The following is a 17,045-nucleotide window of genomic DNA, read 5'->3' as shown; positions in this document are numbered from 1 at the left end:
TATTTTTTCTAATCTAGTTAACATTTCAGCATTTGTGACCGATATATGTTAAAAAGGCATTAGGGAGGGCAAATTGATGGAAATCGGTCGTTCATACGCCAGCTCATCATCTTCTTATGTACAACAAAATACGAGAGAGACAAATTACAGTGACAAGGAATCAATTTCAAAGAGTGAAAAGGCGCCTAGTTTCAATGAAGTTGAACAAAAATTAGAGAGTGTTAATTCATTAATGAAATCGAGTAACTCTCATCTTAAATTTCAATTACATGAAGAGTTAAAAGAATACTATGTTACGATTGTTGATGAAGTAACAAATGAAGTAATTAAAGAAATTCCATCAAAGAAGCTACTAGACATGCATGCTGTCATGTTGGATATGATAGGGATTATGATCGATAAGAAAATTTGAAAGGTGGTCATTAAAGAATGAGAATTGGTGGAATAGCTTCAGGGTTAGATACAGAGTCGATTATAAAACAGTTGATGCAAGTTGAGCGTCAACCATTAGACCGTATGTTTCAAAGAAAGCAAACATTAGAGTGGCAAAGGGATGCCTATCGTGAAGTAAATACGATGCTAACAAATTTAGAACGTTCAGCATATTCCTTACGATTAACGGCTGCTTTTAACACAAGAAGTGTTACGAACCCAAGCAGTGGAGCGTTCACAGCCACTGCTAATTCAAGTGTCCAAAATGGAAATTATGAGGTTGAGGTTCAGCAGGTAGCAACAAAAACTAGGAATATTAGTACCGAGAACATATCTGCGGACGGGAAAAAAATTAGCACAACTGGGACGCTAGCAAGTCAAACAGATGCTTTTAAAGTAGATCCTTCAACCTATGATGGACAGTCTTTTACAATTACGACCTATAACGCAAATGGAGATGCCCAAAGTAAGTCGTTTAACGTGGATTCTTCCAAGTCCCTGGATGCGTTATTTAAAGAAATTAACGGTGCGAACTTAGGAGTAAAAGCTTATTATGATAGTGCCTATGACAAGGTTGTTATTGAAAGAACCGAAACAGGTAAATTTACGAGTAGTGCAGATCCAGCAGCGCCACAAATTGAATTTGGTGGGGACACAGGTTTTTTAACAGATGTATTAAAACTTGACCAAGCTTCTGAAGTTGGTGGACAAAATGCTATCGTTAAATTCCGTAATCTATCTTTAGATCCGACTAGAAGTGATGCCCCTATTGAGAAGGAGCAACGTTCAAACACTGTAACATTTGGTGGTATCACTATTAATGCGCAGCAAACGACTAATAATACGTTTGAAACCTTTTCAGTATCATCTAATACTGACCAAGCCTTCGAAAATATAAAGAGTTTTGTTGATAAATACAATGAAACGATTACAAATTTACGAGGAAAATTAAGTGAAGAGCGTTATCGTAACTTTCCTCCATTAACAGACGAACAGCGTAGAGAAATGAGCGAACGAGAGGCAGAGCTTTGGGATGAAAAAGCAAAGAGCGGACTGCTTCGCAGAGATTCAATGGTATCAAGTGTGATTGATAAAATGAGATTAGAACTCTATACACCTGTTGAAACATCAGGGCAATATAATCAATTGACGGAGATTGGAATAACGACAGCTAAGGATTACCGCATGGGTGGTATTCTTGAAATCGATGAAACTAAGCTTCGCGCGGCTTTGGAAACTGATCCTGATTCAGTTTATCAATTATTCAATAATACGGCGGATAAAACGTTAACAGATATTCCAAAAGAAAATAGAACGCTAGAACAAAACCAACAAATTTCATCTCAAACAGGACTTGTCGCTAGAATCCGAACATCCTTAAATGATTCAATGAACAACATCGTTCGACGTGCTGGTAATGAGCACCGGACGAATCAACAATTTACAATTGGCCGAGAAATGGTTTCAATCGATAGCCGAATAAATAATTTCCAACGACGACTTACTCAGATCGAGGATCGTTATTGGTCGCAGTTCACTCGTATGGAACAAGCAATGAATCAAGCTAATGCTCAAGGTGCTGCGTTAATGAACCAACTAGGCATGGGAATGATGTAAGTAAAGGAAGGATGAAATATAATTATGGCTATTAATAATCCGCAGCAAGCGTATCAACAAAATAAAGCAGTAACATCATCACCTGGGGAATTGACACTTATGCTCTATAATGGCTGTTTGAAGTTTGTAAATGCTGCTAAGGACGCCATGAAAAAAGAGGATATTCAAACACGTCATATTAACCTAGTAAAGGCTCAAAATATTATTCGAGAGCTAATGGTTACGTTGAAAACAGACAATGAACTAGGCAAAAACATGCTAGCTTTATATGATTTTATTCTATCTCGTTTAACAGATGCGAATACAGAAAACAGTCTTTCAAAGTTAGGTGAAGCAGAGGAATTGATTGTTAGTTTTCGAGATACTTGGAAGGAAGCGATCCAAATTGATCGGAAGCAACGTCATGGAGGGTAACTCACTCCAACAAGCACTTGATACTCTTTTAGGCCTAACTAGGGATTTATTATCACACCTTACTTTAAGCTTGCCTTCTAATATAGAAGACCGTGAGTCTTATATTAATGAGGTTGAGCGGTTGTTAACGCTGAGGGAAGAGGCAATTCAATCTATTAACAGACCGGCTGAAACAGAAGATGAACGTACAATTGCGAGTGAGATTTTGACATTGAACCAACAAGTAGAGAGTAAATTAAAATCGGATTCGATTCTTTTAAAACGAGATATAGACCAAATGAATTATAAGAAAAAGGTCAATAAGCGCTACGATAATCCATATGATGCCCCGATGAATGAAGGAGCGTTTATCGATAAACGTGGAATTTAAACGAAAAAAGTCAACCTAATTTGGTTGACTTTTTTCGTTATTCGGACAATTAGCAACCACAAATCGCCTCCCCACGTCAACCAACGTAGTGAGGCGATTTCTCAGCTTAAGCTTAAACGACAACCCTTCTCTATTCAACAGGCTCAATTATACCAATCTCACCTAACTCGCCCATCTCAAAGTCAGCTAGCCCTTCGAAATCATCGAGATTTATGTTGAAGTTTTCGGCTGTTTCGATTACTTCTTCAGGAGCAATGATTTCGTCAAAATCGTTAAATTGATTAAATTCGATGGTAGCCTTTTGGGTGAGCATGAGGTTTTCGGTGGATTCAAGCCCGCCTTCAAACTGTAAGGTGACATCTAGCTTTTCATATAAAAAGGTTTCCTTGTTTATGTATAAATGGTATTTCACGTCTGTTAGGTCTAAAATGGTTAACATTTCGCTCATTGGTGTTGTTGATTGTCGGACGATGGCTTGTTGTATGGTATTAGCGAATTCCTCGTCGACATCAGGAAGTATGACGATGTAATGTTCGTCGTTTTCGAGCAGGATTATATTTTTCGAGCGTGCTTGTAAGAGCTTGGCTTGTTCCTCTGGTCGAATTTGGTTTGCTTGTAGAGCGAGTAAATCTTCCTTCAATTCATCAGGGTATTTTACCCACATGTTTTCAATGTTGTCTTTTAAAAAGACGCCTTGATCGGTGTAATAGATTTCTGCTTTAAGGTCACCGATTTCTGGAATGGTCATGCTTGTCTGTTGATAAAAGCTAAAGGGCTCTTTAATGGCGTCAATTGTCTTTTTGACTGTTTGAGTGACTGGTTCGTCTTCATCACTATATGTGACTTGCTCTATATAAATGCTAGTTGAAAAGCTTTCAATTTGTTCGGCTGCTTTAAGCATGTTTGTCAGGATTTCGTCAACCTCAGGCTCCTCCTCTTCGGCTGGAGGTTCTTCTTGTGTCTCTTCTATTTGAGGTTCTTCTTCATTGAGTTCTGGTTCAATAATGACTGTTGGTTCTAAATCATTACAAGCAGAAAGCAGGTATAGCGTCGAAACTCCAGCTAGTAACCACTTCTTAGTCATGATTTTCCTCCTAACTTGAACAAGCAAAAACGATCGAGCTCGTTACGAATGTTCCTATTTTACCAAAGGTGGCCTTCAAATCAAAGAGGAAAAAGACGTTCTTATAAAATGACGCAACGATACCTCCTTCTTTTTTAGGAAAAAGGTATCGTTGCGTCGATGTATATGATGAACAGAATCCCCAGGGGGTGGGGCATCATCACAAGTAATCAATTTGACGTAGGACTGTCAAAGTTGATTACTTAGGAAAAGGTATATAAAAAAGAAGTAAAAATACAGTTTTAGTAATATCTACAACCATTGTATTAGGATATACGGCAGGTTACAACACAAAACTGTAAAAATATAGAAGTTTTTACAAACTATTAACATATTTTGTGAGATATGACGATTTATTCAAGGTGTTCAACGGCATAGTTTCTATATTGTTTTAAAATATCAATCCAGCTTTCATTGATTTTGTTGATGGACCATCCCTTTTCGATTTGTGTCTCTTTGTAATGTACATAATTATAATAGCTGTTAAAATGTAGCCACTCGGAAAGTGTGAGAATTCTATACATCTTTGTCCTCCTACATGTATTGATGCTGTAGTATATGCGTGAATATTGTGAAAATTGTTTGGGTATTATTGTAATTAAAGGGAATGCCGATGAATCAAAAATATCAATTTTTCTTAAAATCGCTCAAAATAGTAAGCGTTACCAATAGGACACGCTAATTCGTCAAAAAGCTACAATGAATGACAGAAACGCGCGATAGAAAGCGTTTGACATTGCTAAAAAGCGCTGTTATAGTGAAAGTGTGGAAATTATCCACATGAATTAAGTTACGAAGGGAATGTGAAAGCATGCAAGGAAAAGTTAAATGGTTTAACGCAGAAAAAGGTTTTGGATTTATCGAGCGCGAAGATGGAGATGACGTATTCGTACACTTCTCTGCTATCAACGCTGACGGGTTCAAATCTCTAGACGAAGGTCAAGAAGTTGAATTTGAAATTGTTGAAGGCGCACGTGGTCCACAAGCTGCGAACGTAGTTAAGCTTTAATTCACATTCCTGGGTAGGAAATTGAATCATAGCTAAAACCATTCAACCCATCTCATTTCGAGGTGGGTTTTTTGTTGGGTTTTATTTTCATTTTTAATACAAATCTACCATTTAAATGGTTAGCTCTTTAGTGGGACCCGTTTCTATGATAAGATGTAAATAACTTGAAAAAAAGATTAGTAGGGTGAGGAGTTCAGAATGAAAAATACAATGATGAAATGGGTCGTCATGTCTATTGTAGGAGCGTCTGTTCTATTAGGAAGCTCGTTTGTTAGTGCCGCGCAATCGGTTCAGGAAAGATGTCAATATCATGCTGAGCCTGGGGTGAATCCAAGCTTTCAAACGATGAATTGTTTGTTAACGGAAACCGCACTTGATTTTGATGTGCCTCCCGAAGTTGTCAAAGCGGTGGCAGAAGGGGAAAGTGGGGACTGGCGCCATTTTGATGAAAATGGACAAGCGATCGTAACAGAGGATAATGGGATTGGCGTGATGCAATTAACGAATCAATCAATCTATAACGAGCAAATGTTGAAAACAAACCTTGTCTATAATATTTGGGCGGGCGTAGAGCTCTTGAGTGAAATGTTTAATCGTAATGATTTACCGAAAATCAATGATAATGAACGAGATATTATTGAGAATTGGTATTTTGCGGTGATGGCCTATAACGGTATTAAACCGGTAAATAGCCCAATTTTACAAGAAACGGGTGAGCGGAATGTTGATGCGTATCAAGAAAAGGTGTTCCGAGTAATGAACACGTATGGATTACTAGATTTAGCAGAATTATCGTTTTCAACAGAAGATTTTCACTACGACCGCAACAGTTCGGATAATATTGAATTTGTAACAGAGCACTATGAGTTTGAGGGGCTTACGAAGTCGAAGCACCATTTCAAAGCAGGTCAGGTGGTTGCAGCGACGACTGATGATGTAAGGGTACGTCAAAGAGCAACAAGTGATAGCTCGATTGTGGCACGCATAGCGAAGGGTGAAGCGGTGACCATTGATGAGCGGTTTATGTATGAAGAGAATGAATCAAGAAAGAATCATTTCGTTTGGTATCGTGTGAAAACAAAGGATGGCGTGACGGGGTACGTTGCTTCGAGCTATTTAGAGCCGAGTGAGGCAAGTCCTTCCCGTTCATTCTCTGATGTACCTAGTGGGCATTGGGCTGAGGAACAGATTCATTATTTAGTAGATCAAGAGATTATTGCTGGTTATGCAAACGGGAAATTTGGAACGAATGATCCCCTTACACGCTGGCAGGCCGCACTCATTCTTGTTCGAGCGAATGGGGCATCGTTAACGAACCGACCAAACCCAGGCTTTGATGATGTGCCAACAAGCCATCCATATTATCAAGCAATTGCAGCAGCAGTTGATGAAGGGTTGTTTAGTGGCGTTTCCAAAACGATGTTTAAGCCTGGAGCGACATTAACTCGTCGGGAAATGGCGGTCCTATTGCAGCGCTTATACAAATTCCCAGCACCAACATCTACTCATCCATTTACCGATGTTCCAAAAGGAGCATGGTATGAGGATGCTGTACATCGTGTGTATGGAGCTGGTGTTGCAGCGGGGATGACGAAGACGACGTTTGCTCCAGTTCAAGAGGTTACTCGCGGACAATTTGCTGTGTTTATGGCACGTGCGATGGATGAGAGCTTTCGATTACGATAGTTAGTAAAAGGTTTTTCCAAAGGGTGATAATGCATCTTTTCGGAAAAGCCTTTTTTCGTTTACTATATATTATAAGGAGATTGGGGGGAGGAAGTGTGGAGGTAACGTTTAAACCAATTGGTGACCGTGGCATACGGGTTGGATTTGGTGATGTCGTTTCTTTGAAGATTCATCAGCAGGTACGACAGCTTTGTCGTAAGCTTGAGCGCGAGCGGCATCCTGGCATCGTTGAATGGATTCCGAGCTATACCGCAGTTACCGTGTTTTATCAGCCACATAAGCTTTTCTATCATGAAATGCAAGCGATTTTGCAGGCGTCTATTGAAAAAATGGAGGATGAACCGCTGCCAGCTTCAAGAGTCGTGCGGATTCCGACGTGCTATGGCGGAGAATTCGGTCCAGACATTGACGCCGTTGGCGGAGAGCTTACGACAGAGGAAGTGGTCGCGCTTCATAGTGAAAAGGAGTACTTAGTTTATATGCTCGGCTTTGCACCAGGCTTTCCCTACTTAGGCGGATTAGATCAGCGCTTGGCTACACCGCGTCTTGCTGAACCGCGGGCAGTGACTCCGGCAGGCTCAGTTGGAATTGCCGGGCAGCAAACGGGTATTTATTCAATCGAAACCCCTGGTGGCTGGCAAATCATTGGGCGGACACCGTTGTCTCTTTATGATCCGTACCGGGAGGAGCCAACGATTTTCCGGGTAGGGGATTTGGTGAAATTTGAGCCGATTACACGGGTGGAATACGAAGAAATAAAAGAAGTAGTCGAAAGAGGAGAATATACGATTCAATGCAGTGAAGGGGATGAGGAACATGCGGGTGGATCTCAATAGTGATGTTGGAGAAAGCTACGGGGCGTTTCAGGTCGGTGAGGATGCGCTCGTTTTTGATGCGATAACGTCAGCGAATATTGCCTGTGGGTATCATGCTGGTGATCATAACGTGATGGCGAAAACGGTAAAGCTCGCAAAGGAAAAAGGAGTGGCCGTTGGTGCCCATCCTGGCTATCTCGACTTACAAGGCTTTGGTCGTCGCTTCATTCAAATGAGCCCTGAGGATATTTATCATCTTGTTCTCTATCAATTAGGAGCTTTATCAGGCTTTTGTCGGATAGCCGGAGTGAAGATGAAGCACGTGAAGCCTCACGGAGCGCTATACAATGTTGCCGCAAAGGAGCGAACAGTGGCAGCGGCGATTGCCGAAGCGGTTGCTGATTTTGATCGGGAGCTACTATTATTTGGTCTTTCAGGGAGTGAGCTTGTCAAGGCGGGAGAGAGTGTCGGATTACAGGTTGCCCATGAAGTATTTGCCGATCGGACGTATCAACAGGACGGGACGCTCACGCCGAGAACAGAAGCGAATGCGATCATTAGTGATCGTGAGCAAGCATTGCAGCAAGTATTGATGATGGTGAAGGAAGGAAAGGTCGCAGCAACGGACGGTACCCTTGTCCCTATTAAAGCGGATACGATTTGCGTCCACGGTGATGAACCGCAAGCGTTAGCCTTTGTAAACATGCTCAAGGAAAAGCTCCAGCAAGAGGGGATAGAGATAAAAGCGGCAGGTGGGCGTAATGGGTGAGGCGTTCTTTCAGGTGTTAAAGCCGGGTTTGCTCACGTCCGTTCAGGATGCGGGTCGCTACGGTTATCAGCAGTCCGGCATCGTCGCATCTGGTGCGATGGATCCGTTTGCGTATGAAGTGAGTAATCGTCTTGTAGGCAATCAAGGTGATGCGGCGGTGTTAGAGGTTACTCTAGCTGGTCCAACGCTGCTCGCGTTAGCGGATAGAGTGATTAGCATTTGTGGCGCAGATCTTTCTGCTACGATTGATGGACATCGTGCCCCGCTCTGGAGCTCGTTCCGAATAAAAATGGGACAACAGCTTTCATTTGGAAAGCCCATGATGGGGATGCGTGCCTACATCGCAGTTCAAGGTGGTTTTGATGTGGAGCCCGTATTAGGAAGTCGTTCTACGTATGTAAAAGGGCAGCTCGGTGGATTGGGCGGACGTGCGCTTGAAAAAGGCGATCTTTTACAAGCAGGGACAGTGCCTTCTCGTGAATCGAGGGGGAGAAGCTTACATCCGGATGCGATCCCTCGCTATGATGAAGACAAGCCGATTCGGGTGATACTCGGTCCTGATCTCGAATCGTTTACGAAAGCGGGAATCGCTACCTTTTTATCAATAAGCTATACTTTATCAAATGAGCTAGACCGGATGGGCTGTCGTCTCATTGGCGTACCAATCGAGCATTCTAGTAAAGCGGATATTTTGTCAGATGCTGTGACGTTTGGTACCATACAGGTTCCTGCGAATGGTCAACCGATGATCCTCCTCGCAGATCGGCAAACAACGGGAGGGTATGCAAGAATTGCTCATGTAATTGATGTTGATCTGCCAAGACTCGGTCAATTAAAACCAGGCCAGAGCGTTTCATTTCAGGAGGTTGATGTTGAGACGGCACAGCGGATGCTAAGAAATCAAGCGTCTTGGCTCATGCTACTGTAGTATTCTACCTACGAAGTTCACAAGCTCGACATATTTATCTAAAAATTTTAAAAATTTAAATTTATTTTGTGGTTTGAGAAGGAATAACTTATGGGTATGTAGAATATTAAGTACATAGAAAAGGAGGAGTTCTTTATGAAATATAATATTCGTGGTGAAAACATCGAAGTAACTCCAGCACTAAGAGAGTACGTAGAAAAAAAGGTTGGGAAGCTTGAGCGCTATTTTGACACAACGCCTGTTGCAGATGTTAATGTCAGAATGCAGGTACTTAACGAGCAACATATCATTGAAATTACGATCCCAATGCCGCAGCTTTTATTACGTGGTGAAGAGGTTCATATCGATATGTATGCTGCCATTGATAAGGTGATTGAGAAGCTTGAACGCCAAATTCGCAAGCATAAAACGAAGGTCAATCGAAAGTTTCGACAAGAAGGTAGTCTAAAATATATGTTTAAAAATGAACTTGAGCCAATTGAGGAAGAGGAACCGATTTCAGATGAATTAGAAGTCGTTAGAACAAAACGGTTCAACCTTAAGCCGATGGATGCGGAGGAAGCTATTTTACAAATGGACATGCTTGGCCATAACTTCTTTGTTTTCTCTAATTCTGTGAGCGGTGGTACCAATGTTGTGTATCGTCGTAAAGATGGGCGCTACGGCTTAATTGAGCCAGAAGCGTAAGTCGAAAAAAGGGAGTGTAACCGATCGGGTTGCGCTCCCTTTTCCTGCTGTTAGATTATCCTAAGTTTGCAAATAAGGGCTGTTCCATTAAGACGGTGTCAATTGGACATTCATCAGCATCGCGGCCATATTGCCATGCCCACACATTTGCGTCGCAGTTAGGGCGACTCGGATTGTAGCGAGGAATTCTAAATTTCGGGGAAGGGCCTGGCTCAGGCTCCGCACTCCAAATAACAGACTGCTCAAATACTCGTCTATTACGGGATACTGCTTCGCAATAGGATTGATTGAAGGACCCTTTGTCAGGATCTCCATAAAATCCAGGGCGATACGGACTATTGTATAAGGTTTCAACCCATGCAATCATCCAGTCGGCATCAACGTCAAAGAAGTGCTCGATGTTTGCAAAAATAAAGCTCCCATTTTCGATGTTCAAACGCCGTGCATGAAAAATTGCGTTTCGTGCAGAGACGGTTCCTGCCCTCGTTCCAAGAGCTTCAGTAAAATTATTATAAATCGGGAGTATCTTCATTCCACGATTGCGAATAAATTGTACTTCCTCGGGTGTTAAACCATCATTCACATTTGGGATTTCACGTAAATAACGACCCCAAAAGTCAGGTTGCCCAAAGTTGTCAACAACACATTGATATAGACCTTCCGTTACGGCTGCAGCTGAATCAACACCCCAGTTTATCGTTGCCATTGTCATCCTCCTCTCCTCGCTACATTATGCAAGGAAAGAAGTGGGTGGGAACGATTTTTTAAGTTTTTTTGGATTTATAGGAGCTTTCACGATGGACCGTATGCTAGAAAAGTGACTAGCACTTATTTTGGCTAAAGAGGAGCGCTTGGAGTAGTCTGGAAGACAGGCAATCTTGCAAGAAAAAAACGACTACCGTCGATTTTTCTTTAGAAACCGCCCAAACCGCGTCTGCCAAGTGCTGTTTACCTTGTAAGCCCCCCACTAAACTGATAAAATATAGGCGATACGCATGTAGCGCCGGCAGCCGACATCAGGAGGCTCAAGGTTTCATAGGCGATACGCATGTAGCGCCGGTAGCCGAAGGTGTTGCAGGAAAAAAGTGAAATGTCTTTCTATGGCAGCGTCAGCCTAAATAGAGAATATAGGAAAATGCTCATGTTTACTCGATGAGTGGACTGAATGAAGAGAGGACGAGTTCGATGATAGGACTATTGAAAAAAGTAATCGGGGATCCGAGTCAGCGACAACTAAAGAAAAATGAACGAATTGTTGACCAAATTGATGGATATGCCGACGAGATAAAAGCTTTATCAGATGAGCAATTACGTCAAAAAACAGACGATTTTAAAAAGCGTTATCAGGATGGTGAATCCTTAGATGATCTTTTACCTGAAGCGTATGCGGTTATCCGTGAAGCGTCAACGCGTGTGTTAGGAATGACACCATATCGCGTTCAGCTACTTGGGGCGATTGCGCTTCACCAAGGAAATATTGCGGAGATGAAGACAGGTGAAGGGAAAACGCTTGTTGGAACACTGCCTGTTTATTTAAATGCGCTTACTGGTAAAGGGGTTCATGTTGTGACTGTGAACGAATACTTAGCGCGTCGTGACTGTGAGACGATGGGAGAATTATTCCGCTTTGTAGGGCTTAGCGTCGGCTTAAATGTTGCCGGTCTTTCCAAGGAAGAAAAGCAGGAAGCTTATTTAGCCGATGTCACATATGCAACCAATAATGAGCTTGGCTTTGATTATTTACGTGATAATATGGTGCTTTACAAAGAGCAAATGGTACAGCGCCCACTTCATTTTGCCTTAATTGATGAGGTTGACTCAATTTTAATCGATGAAGCGCGTACGCCGTTAATCATTTCTGGTTCGGTTGAGCGTTCGACTCAGCTTTATCAGCAAGCAAACTCCTTCATTCGTATTTTAAAAAAGGACGAGGACTACACGTTTGATGAGAAAACGAAAAATGTCCAGCTTACAGAAGAAGGGGTCAACAAGGCGGAGCGAGCGTTTGGCATCGAAAACTTGTATGACCAGCAGCATGTGCAATTAAACCACCATCTGAACCAATCGTTAAAAGCGCATGTAGTTATGCAGCGCGATGCAGACTATGTTGTCGAGGATGGCGAAATTGTTATTGTTGACCAATTTACAGGACGTTTAATGAAAGGGCGTCGCTACAGTGATGGCTTACACCAAGCGATTGAAGCGAAGGAAGGTCTATTTATTCAGCGTGAAAGCATGACACTTGCTTCGATTACGTTCCAAAACTATTTCCGCCGTTACGAAAAGCTAGCTGGGATGACAGGTACGGCGAAAACGGAGGAAGAGGAATTCCGCAACATTTACGGAATGGACGTTATGGTCATTCCGACGAATAAACCAATTGCTCGTGATGATCGTCCAGACTTAATTTATAAAACGATGGAAGCGAAGTTTAGAGCGGTTGTAAAGGAAATTGAAGAGCTTCACAAAAAGGGACAGCCTGTGCTCGTTGGTACAGTAAGTGTTGAGACTTCTGAGCTCGTTTCAAAAATGCTGACGAAACGGAAAGTGCCTCATCACGTGTTAAATGCGAAAAACCACGAGCGTGAAGCCGAAATTATTGAAAATGCAGGTCAAAAGGGTGCGGTGACAATCGCGACGAATATGGCCGGTCGTGGTACGGACATTAAGCTAGGTGAAGGTGTTCGCGAGATTGGCGGTCTTCATGTTTTAGGGACAGAGCGTCATGAGAGTCGGCGCATTGATAACCAGCTCCGTGGTCGTGCTGGTCGTCAAGGGGACGTTGGTTCCTCTCAATTTTATTTATCAATGGAAGATGAGCTAATGCGTCGTTTCGGTTCAGATAACATGCGTGCAATGATGGAGCGTCTTGGGATGGAGGAAGACCAGCCGATCGAAAGTAAGCTCGTTTCGCGCGCGGTTGAAACGGCTCAGAAGCGTGTGGAAGGAAATAACTTTGACGCACGTAAGCAAATTCTTCAATACGATGATGTTATGCGTGAGCAACGTGAGATCATCTACAAGCAACGGATGGAGGTTCTTGAGTCAGAAAACCTTCGTGAAATTGTTGAAAATATGATTAAATCTGTGATTGAACGAACAGTTAAGGCGCATACTCCAGAAAGTGAAGTGCCAGAGGATTGGGATATTGCAGCAATCGCGAACTACTTGAAGGCTCATCTTTTACATGAGGATGACATTACTGAGAAGGACTTAGCAGGTAAGGACCCTGAGGAAATGATCGAAATCATTACCGAAAAAGTAATGGAAAATTACAATGAGAAGGAAGAGCAGTTCACACCTGAGCATATGCGCGAGTTTGAAAAGGTGATTATGCTTCGTACGGTTGACCGTAAATGGATGAACCATATCGACCAAATGGACCAGCTTCGCCAAGGAATTCATTTGCGCGCCTATGGACAAAACGATCCGCTTCGTGAATACCGTTTCGAAGGCTTCGAAATGTTTGAGCAAATGATTGCTTCAATTGAGGAAGAAGTCGCGATGTATATTATGAAGGCTCAGGTTCAACAAAACCTTCAACGTCAAGAGGTGGCAAAGGGAACTTCTGCTCAGCAAAGCTCAGACGGTGAGAAGCCGAAGCGTAAGCCAATTCGAAAAGGCGAAACGATTGGACGTAATGACCCTTGCACATGCGGAAGCGGGAAAAAATATAAAAACTGCTGCGGTGTGAATGCATAATAGGAGAACCCGAAAGGTCTGTTTTGACCTTTTGGGAAACCTTAAATAAAATGTAGGTTAACGAAATTGATGAGGTGTGGAAATGGAATTAGTAGAAGTAAAGCAAGAATTATCAGCAATGGCAAAACGAATCACAGACTTTAGGGGGTCTCTTTGACCTCGATCAGAAGCAAGAGCGAATTGCCGAGCTTGATGAAAAGATGACCGACCCTGATTTCTGGAATGACCAGGATGCCGCTCAAGTCGTGATTAACGAGGCAAATGCGTTGAAGGAACAGGTTAATACATTTATAAAGCTTGAATCAGCATATGAGGATTTGGAAGTGTCATATGAGCTTGTAAAGGAAGAAGAAGACGCTGATTTGCAGGCAGAGCTTGAATCAGGGGTGAAGGAGCTAGCTCAAAAGCTTAATGACTTTGAGCTGCAGCTTCTTTTAAGTGAGCCATATGATAAAAATAATGCGATCCTTGAGCTTCACCCAGGGGCTGGTGGTACGGAGTCTCAAGACTGGGCCTCCATGCTTTTACGGATGTATACACGCTGGGCCGAGCGCAAGGGCTATAAGGTGGAAACGTTAGATTATTTGCCTGGTGACGAAGCCGGTGTGAAGAGCGTGACCCTTTTAATTAAAGGTCACAATGCATACGGTTATTTAAAGGCTGAAAAAGGCGTTCACCGTCTCGTCCGGATTTCGCCGTTTGATTCCTCTGGGCGCCGTCATACGTCATTCGTTTCGTGTGAAATCATGCCGGAGCTTGATGATAGCGTTGAAATTGATATTTCCCCTGAGGATTTAAAGGTAGATACGTATCGTGCAAGTGGAGCGGGTGGCCAGCATATTAATACAACCGATTCCGCGGTCCGGATTACACATTTACCGACAAACACGGTTGTAACTTGTCAAACGGAACGCTCGCAAATTAAAAACCGTGAACGCGCGATGAAGATGATGCAAGCAAAGCTTTATCAATTAAAAATTGAGGAGCAGCAGCAGGAGCTAGCAGAAATCCGTGGCGAGCAGAAGGAAATTGGCTGGGGCAGTCAAATTCGCTCCTACGTATTCCATCCTTACAGCATGGTAAAGGATCACCGCACCAACTATGAAATCGGTAATACAAATGCCGTTATGGACGGAGAGCTTGATGGGTTTATTAATGCCTACCTACGCTCCTCGTTATCGTATGCTACAGAATAATGATAGGCTCTCAAGTCGAATGGACTTGGGGGCTTTTTTTCACTAACCAGCCAAGTGATGAAGAAGTAGATAAGCACTTCTCTGCAAACTGAATCGATCCAGCCAAGAGGACTGAGATGCGTAATCTTTCCGAACGACGGCAAAGGTGCGTCGTTACATTTTCGCGTTAAAGTAATCGCGTTTACAGCTGTCGGAAGGTGGTGCTATACTACGTAATGGTTTAGACTAAACTAGTATGTAAATAAAACAGAGTGGTGGGGAAAATGAATAAAAAGAGAAGACAGCATCATCCGCGTACGGCGCTGATGCAATCGGTGATTGATTATACGTATATTTTAGTTGGTTCGGCCATTGTTGCCATTGCCTTCAACCTTTTTTTACTTCCGAATAAAATCGCCTCCGGTGGTGTAAGCGGGATTAGTACAATTGCTAATTATGTTTTTGGAATTGAACCAGCGTTTACACAATGGGCCTTTAATATTCCATTGTTCGTTTTAGGCATTCTTCTTCTCGGTGGGTTAAAGTACGGGGCGAAAACGTTAGTTGGTACAGCCTTTTTGCCGCTCGTCGTATTTTTGACAAGGGAGTGGTCTGTCGGCTTTCAAGACCCTCTTCTTGGTGCGCTTTTTGGTGGGATTGGGATCGGTCTCGGCTTAGGTATTGTTTTTCGCGCCAATGCTAGCACAGGAGGTACTGATTTAGCAGCTCAAATCATCAATAAATATTCTGGCATCTCAGTAGGAGTTTGCGTATTTTTTATTGATGGCCTTGTCGTCGTGACCTCTGCGCTCGTGTTTGGGCTTGAGCTCGCGCTTTATGCGTTAATTTCACTTTTTGTTACCGGGAAAACGATTGATTTAGTTCAAATCGGGGTAGGATATGCAAAGGTAGCACTCATCATCTCCAATCATCAAGAAAAAGTTCGCGAAAGCATTTTAAACGACGTCGATCGAGGCGTTACTCAGCTTGTTGGCTATGGTGGATATACCTCAGAGGAACGACCAGTCCTCATGTGTGTAGTGAATCAACGTGAGGTCACAAAATTGAAACAAGTAGTCAGACTCGTTGATCCACAAGCGTTTGTCGTTGTAACAAACGCAACCGAGGTGCTTGGAGAAGGGTTTAAACGAACCTAAAACAGAGTGGGTCCGCTATAATATAGTGGCGGGTTATCAAACGATAAAGGAGGATTGAGCATGAAGAAATTTTTACTTACGATTGGCGCAGTTTTTGCTCTTACAGCCTGTGGCGGCGGTAACGAGCCAGCACCAGAGGAAGCACCAGTTGAAGAAGCACCGGCAGAAGAGACTGGAGGCGAAGAAGCAGCGGGTGATGTTGATGCCACAGCGGCTCGTGCAACATATGAGAAAAGCTGTATCGGCTGCCACGGCGGAAACCTTGAAGGTGGAGCAGGCCCAGCATTAGCTGGAGGAGAATTATCAGCCGACGAAATTCAGACTGTCATCCATAAAGGACAAGGCGCCATGCCACCACAAACGAACGTATCCGAAGAAGAAGCCGCAAACTTAGCTAAGTGGCTTGAAATTCAATAAGAAAGAAGCTGTGCCAGTATGTTGGCACAGCTTTTTTTTGGGTAAATGATGATAACTGCCTCAATTTTGATGATAAATTCGAAAAAATGATGATACCTAGCTCATTTTCGCTGATAAATCGCAAAAAATCGCTGAAAGAGAATAGAGGAGGAGTCCTCCCGCAGAAAAGCGCCCCATTTTTGATGATAAAACTGAAAAAATGATGATACCTAGCCCATTTTCGCTGATAAATCTGGAAAAATCGCTGAAAAAGAATAGAGGAGGAGTCCTCCCACAGGAAAGCGCCCCATTTTTGATGATAAAACTGAAAAAATGATGAAACCACCCTCATTTTCGCTGATAAATCGCAAAAATCGCTGAAACAGAATGGAGGAGGAGTCCTCCCACAGAAAAGCGCCCCATTTTTGATGATAAAACTGAAAAAATGATGATACCTAGCTCATTTTCGCTGATAAAACTGCAAAAATCGCTGAAACCGCATGAACAAGAAGCTCTCCCGCTTACTTCAGTGCCCTCCTGCCTCCCCGCATACTCAGCAAACTCACAGATTCAATATTCGCTCAAACTGTACTCTGCTCAGCACCTGCCCCGATAGTACAAACGTACGTTCGCTTTATGAAATGAAATTGTAATAATTTTGTACCTGCATCGTTTTTAAATAATGTTATAATAGATGAGGTTACGACAAAAACCTTTACAATATTTAAGGGTTCAACATTTTGTGTAAAATTGAGACAAGCCTAG

Annotated in this window: 17 protein-coding genes; 14 read left to right on the top strand and 3 right to left on the bottom strand. The window is 42.7% G+C overall.

The features are described 5' to 3' along the window. Positions 1–76 precede the first annotated feature (76 nt). From flaG to fliT, 4 genes are read left to right on the top strand one after another with little or no spacing between them, the layout of a single operon-like run. Positions 77–412, top strand: coding sequence for a flagellar protein FlaG (gene flaG / locus B1R93_RS12465; protein WP_088104274.1), 336 nt, complete (start codon positions 77–79; stop codon positions 410–412). 17 nt (positions 413–429) lie between these two features. Further along, positions 430–2,049 carry a flagellar hook-associated protein 2 gene (locus tag B1R93_RS12460; RefSeq protein WP_088104273.1) on the top strand — a complete coding sequence of 540 codons (1,620 nt, stop codon included), beginning with the start codon at positions 430–432 and terminating at the stop codon, positions 2,047–2,049. 24 nt (positions 2,050–2,073) lie between these two features. Next, complete coding sequence (fliS, locus tag B1R93_RS12455) at positions 2,074–2,463, top strand: flagellar export chaperone FliS (RefSeq protein WP_088104272.1); 390 nt, start codon at positions 2,074–2,076, stop codon at positions 2,461–2,463. Then, positions 2,453–2,833, top strand: coding sequence for a flagellar protein FliT (fliT, locus tag B1R93_RS12450; RefSeq protein WP_088104271.1), 381 nt, complete (start codon positions 2,453–2,455; stop codon positions 2,831–2,833). Before fliS ends, fliT begins: the two co-directional genes overlap by 11 nt. Positions 2,834–2,963: 130 nt before the next feature. Here fliT and B1R93_RS12445 read toward each other — a convergent pair whose 3' ends face one another. Both B1R93_RS12445 and B1R93_RS23005 read right to left on the bottom strand, forming a co-directional pair. Then, positions 2,964–3,917 carry a DUF6612 family protein gene (locus tag B1R93_RS12445; protein ID WP_088104270.1) on the bottom strand — a complete coding sequence of 318 codons (954 nt, stop codon included), beginning with the start codon at positions 3,915–3,917 and terminating at the stop codon, positions 2,964–2,966. A 392-nt stretch (positions 3,918–4,309) separates the two neighbouring features. Continuing rightward, a complete protein-coding gene (locus tag B1R93_RS23005) occupies positions 4,310–4,480 on the bottom strand; it encodes a hypothetical protein (RefSeq protein WP_165763802.1) in 171 nt (56 codons plus the stop codon). A 287-nt stretch (positions 4,481–4,767) separates the two neighbouring features. Here B1R93_RS23005 and cspD point away from each other — a divergent pair, with 287 nt between their 5' ends. From cspD to hpf, 6 genes are all read left to right on the top strand, one after another. Further along, positions 4,768–4,965 carry a cold-shock protein CspD gene (gene cspD / locus B1R93_RS12440; protein ID WP_088104269.1) on the top strand — a complete coding sequence of 66 codons (198 nt, stop codon included), beginning with the start codon at positions 4,768–4,770 and terminating at the stop codon, positions 4,963–4,965. Between the two features lie 198 nt (positions 4,966–5,163). Continuing rightward, the gene (locus B1R93_RS12435; protein ID WP_088104268.1) at positions 5,164–6,651 is read left to right on the top strand and encodes an S-layer homology domain-containing protein; all 1,488 of its coding nucleotides are present in this window, start codon (positions 5,164–5,166) and stop codon (positions 6,649–6,651) included. 95 nt (positions 6,652–6,746) lie between these two features. Continuing rightward, positions 6,747–7,487 carry a 5-oxoprolinase subunit PxpB gene (gene pxpB / locus B1R93_RS12430; RefSeq protein ID WP_245308276.1) on the top strand — a complete coding sequence of 247 codons (741 nt, stop codon included), beginning with the start codon at positions 6,747–6,749 and terminating at the stop codon, positions 7,485–7,487. Then, complete coding sequence (locus B1R93_RS12425) at positions 7,459–8,235, top strand: LamB/YcsF family protein (protein WP_425348954.1); 777 nt, start codon at positions 7,459–7,461, stop codon at positions 8,233–8,235. The genes pxpB and B1R93_RS12425 overlap by 29 nt, the downstream gene beginning before the upstream one ends. After that, positions 8,228–9,163, top strand: coding sequence for a 5-oxoprolinase subunit C family protein (locus B1R93_RS12420; protein WP_088104265.1), 936 nt, complete (start codon positions 8,228–8,230; stop codon positions 9,161–9,163). Before B1R93_RS12425 ends, B1R93_RS12420 begins: the two co-directional genes overlap by 8 nt. A gap of 135 nt (positions 9,164–9,298) precedes the next feature. Beyond that, the gene (gene hpf / locus B1R93_RS12415; protein WP_088104264.1) at positions 9,299–9,850 is read left to right on the top strand and encodes a ribosome hibernation-promoting factor, HPF/YfiA family; all 552 of its coding nucleotides are present in this window, start codon (positions 9,299–9,301) and stop codon (positions 9,848–9,850) included. A 55-nt stretch (positions 9,851–9,905) separates the two neighbouring features. Here hpf and B1R93_RS12410 read toward each other — a convergent pair whose 3' ends face one another. Then, positions 9,906–10,556: a glycoside hydrolase domain-containing protein gene (locus B1R93_RS12410; RefSeq protein ID WP_088104263.1), complete on the bottom strand. Its 651-nt coding sequence runs from the start codon at positions 10,554–10,556 to the stop codon at positions 9,906–9,908. Positions 10,557–11,035: 479 nt separating this feature from the next. On the opposite strand from B1R93_RS12410, the gene secA reads away from it, so the two are divergent. From secA to B1R93_RS12390, 4 genes are all read left to right on the top strand, one after another. Beyond that, positions 11,036–13,552 (top strand): preprotein translocase subunit SecA, encoded by a 2,517-nt coding sequence (gene secA, locus B1R93_RS12405; protein ID WP_088104262.1) that lies wholly within the window; start codon positions 11,036–11,038, stop codon positions 13,550–13,552. 82 nt (positions 13,553–13,634) lie between these two features. Continuing rightward, positions 13,635–14,748 (top strand): peptide chain release factor 2 gene (gene prfB, locus B1R93_RS12400; protein ID WP_133058642.1). Its coding sequence is split into 2 segments (ribosomal slippage): positions 13,635–13,706 and positions 13,708–14,748, totalling 1,113 coding nucleotides; the frame shifts between segments, so codons are not numbered across the junction. Positions 14,749–15,011: 263 nt separating this feature from the next. Further along, positions 15,012–15,884: a YitT family protein gene (locus B1R93_RS12395; protein WP_088104261.1), complete on the top strand. Its 873-nt coding sequence runs from the start codon at positions 15,012–15,014 to the stop codon at positions 15,882–15,884. 60 nt (positions 15,885–15,944) lie between these two features. Then, positions 15,945–16,301, top strand: a complete 357-nt coding sequence (locus B1R93_RS12390; protein ID WP_088104260.1) for a c-type cytochrome — start codon at positions 15,945–15,947, stop codon at positions 16,299–16,301. The last annotated feature ends 744 nt before the right edge of the window (positions 16,302–17,045 follow it).

Origin of the sequence: Halalkalibacter urbisdiaboli (assembly GCF_002156385.1) — a bacterium.
Classification (GTDB): Bacteria; Bacillota; Bacilli; order Bacillales; family Bacillaceae_D; genus Halalkalibacter_A; species Halalkalibacter_A urbisdiaboli.
The sequence above is the reverse complement of the archived record's forward strand: the minus strand, read 5'-3'. Positions and strand labels throughout refer to the sequence as shown.

Excerpts from the sequence above, each read along its gene's own strand:
- B1R93_RS12460 (WP_088104273.1), top strand. The coding sequence starts at position 430 with ATGAGAATTGGTGGAATAGCTTCAGGGTTAGATACAGAGTCGATTATA.
- B1R93_RS12445 (WP_088104270.1), bottom strand. The coding sequence starts at position 3,917 with ATGACTAAGAAGTGGTTACTAGCTGGAGTTTCGACGCTATACCTGCTT.
- B1R93_RS23005 (WP_165763802.1), bottom strand. The coding sequence starts at position 4,480 with ATGTATAGAATTCTCACACTTTCCGAGTGGCTACATTTTAACAGCTAT.
- B1R93_RS12410 (WP_088104263.1), bottom strand. The coding sequence starts at position 10,556 with ATGGCAACGATAAACTGGGGTGTTGATTCAGCTGCAGCCGTAACGGAA.
- secA (WP_088104262.1), top strand. The coding sequence starts at position 11,036 with ATGATAGGACTATTGAAAAAAGTAATCGGGGATCCGAGTCAGCGACAA.
- fliT (WP_088104271.1), top strand. The coding sequence starts at position 2,453 with ATGGAGGGTAACTCACTCCAACAAGCACTTGATACTCTTTTAGGCCTA.
- B1R93_RS12425 (WP_425348954.1), top strand. The coding sequence starts at position 7,459 with ATGAGGAACATGCGGGTGGATCTCAATAGTGATGTTGGAGAAAGCTAC.
- fliS (WP_088104272.1), top strand. The coding sequence starts at position 2,074 with ATGGCTATTAATAATCCGCAGCAAGCGTATCAACAAAATAAAGCAGTA.
- B1R93_RS12395 (WP_088104261.1), top strand. The coding sequence starts at position 15,012 with ATGAATAAAAAGAGAAGACAGCATCATCCGCGTACGGCGCTGATGCAA.
- B1R93_RS12435 (WP_088104268.1), top strand. The coding sequence starts at position 5,164 with ATGAAAAATACAATGATGAAATGGGTCGTCATGTCTATTGTAGGAGCG.
- hpf (WP_088104264.1), top strand. The coding sequence starts at position 9,299 with ATGAAATATAATATTCGTGGTGAAAACATCGAAGTAACTCCAGCACTA.
- cspD (WP_088104269.1), top strand. The coding sequence starts at position 4,768 with ATGCAAGGAAAAGTTAAATGGTTTAACGCAGAAAAAGGTTTTGGATTT.
- flaG (WP_088104274.1), top strand. The coding sequence starts at position 77 with ATGGAAATCGGTCGTTCATACGCCAGCTCATCATCTTCTTATGTACAA.
- B1R93_RS12420 (WP_088104265.1), top strand. The coding sequence starts at position 8,228 with ATGGGTGAGGCGTTCTTTCAGGTGTTAAAGCCGGGTTTGCTCACGTCC.
- B1R93_RS12390 (WP_088104260.1), top strand. The coding sequence starts at position 15,945 with ATGAAGAAATTTTTACTTACGATTGGCGCAGTTTTTGCTCTTACAGCC.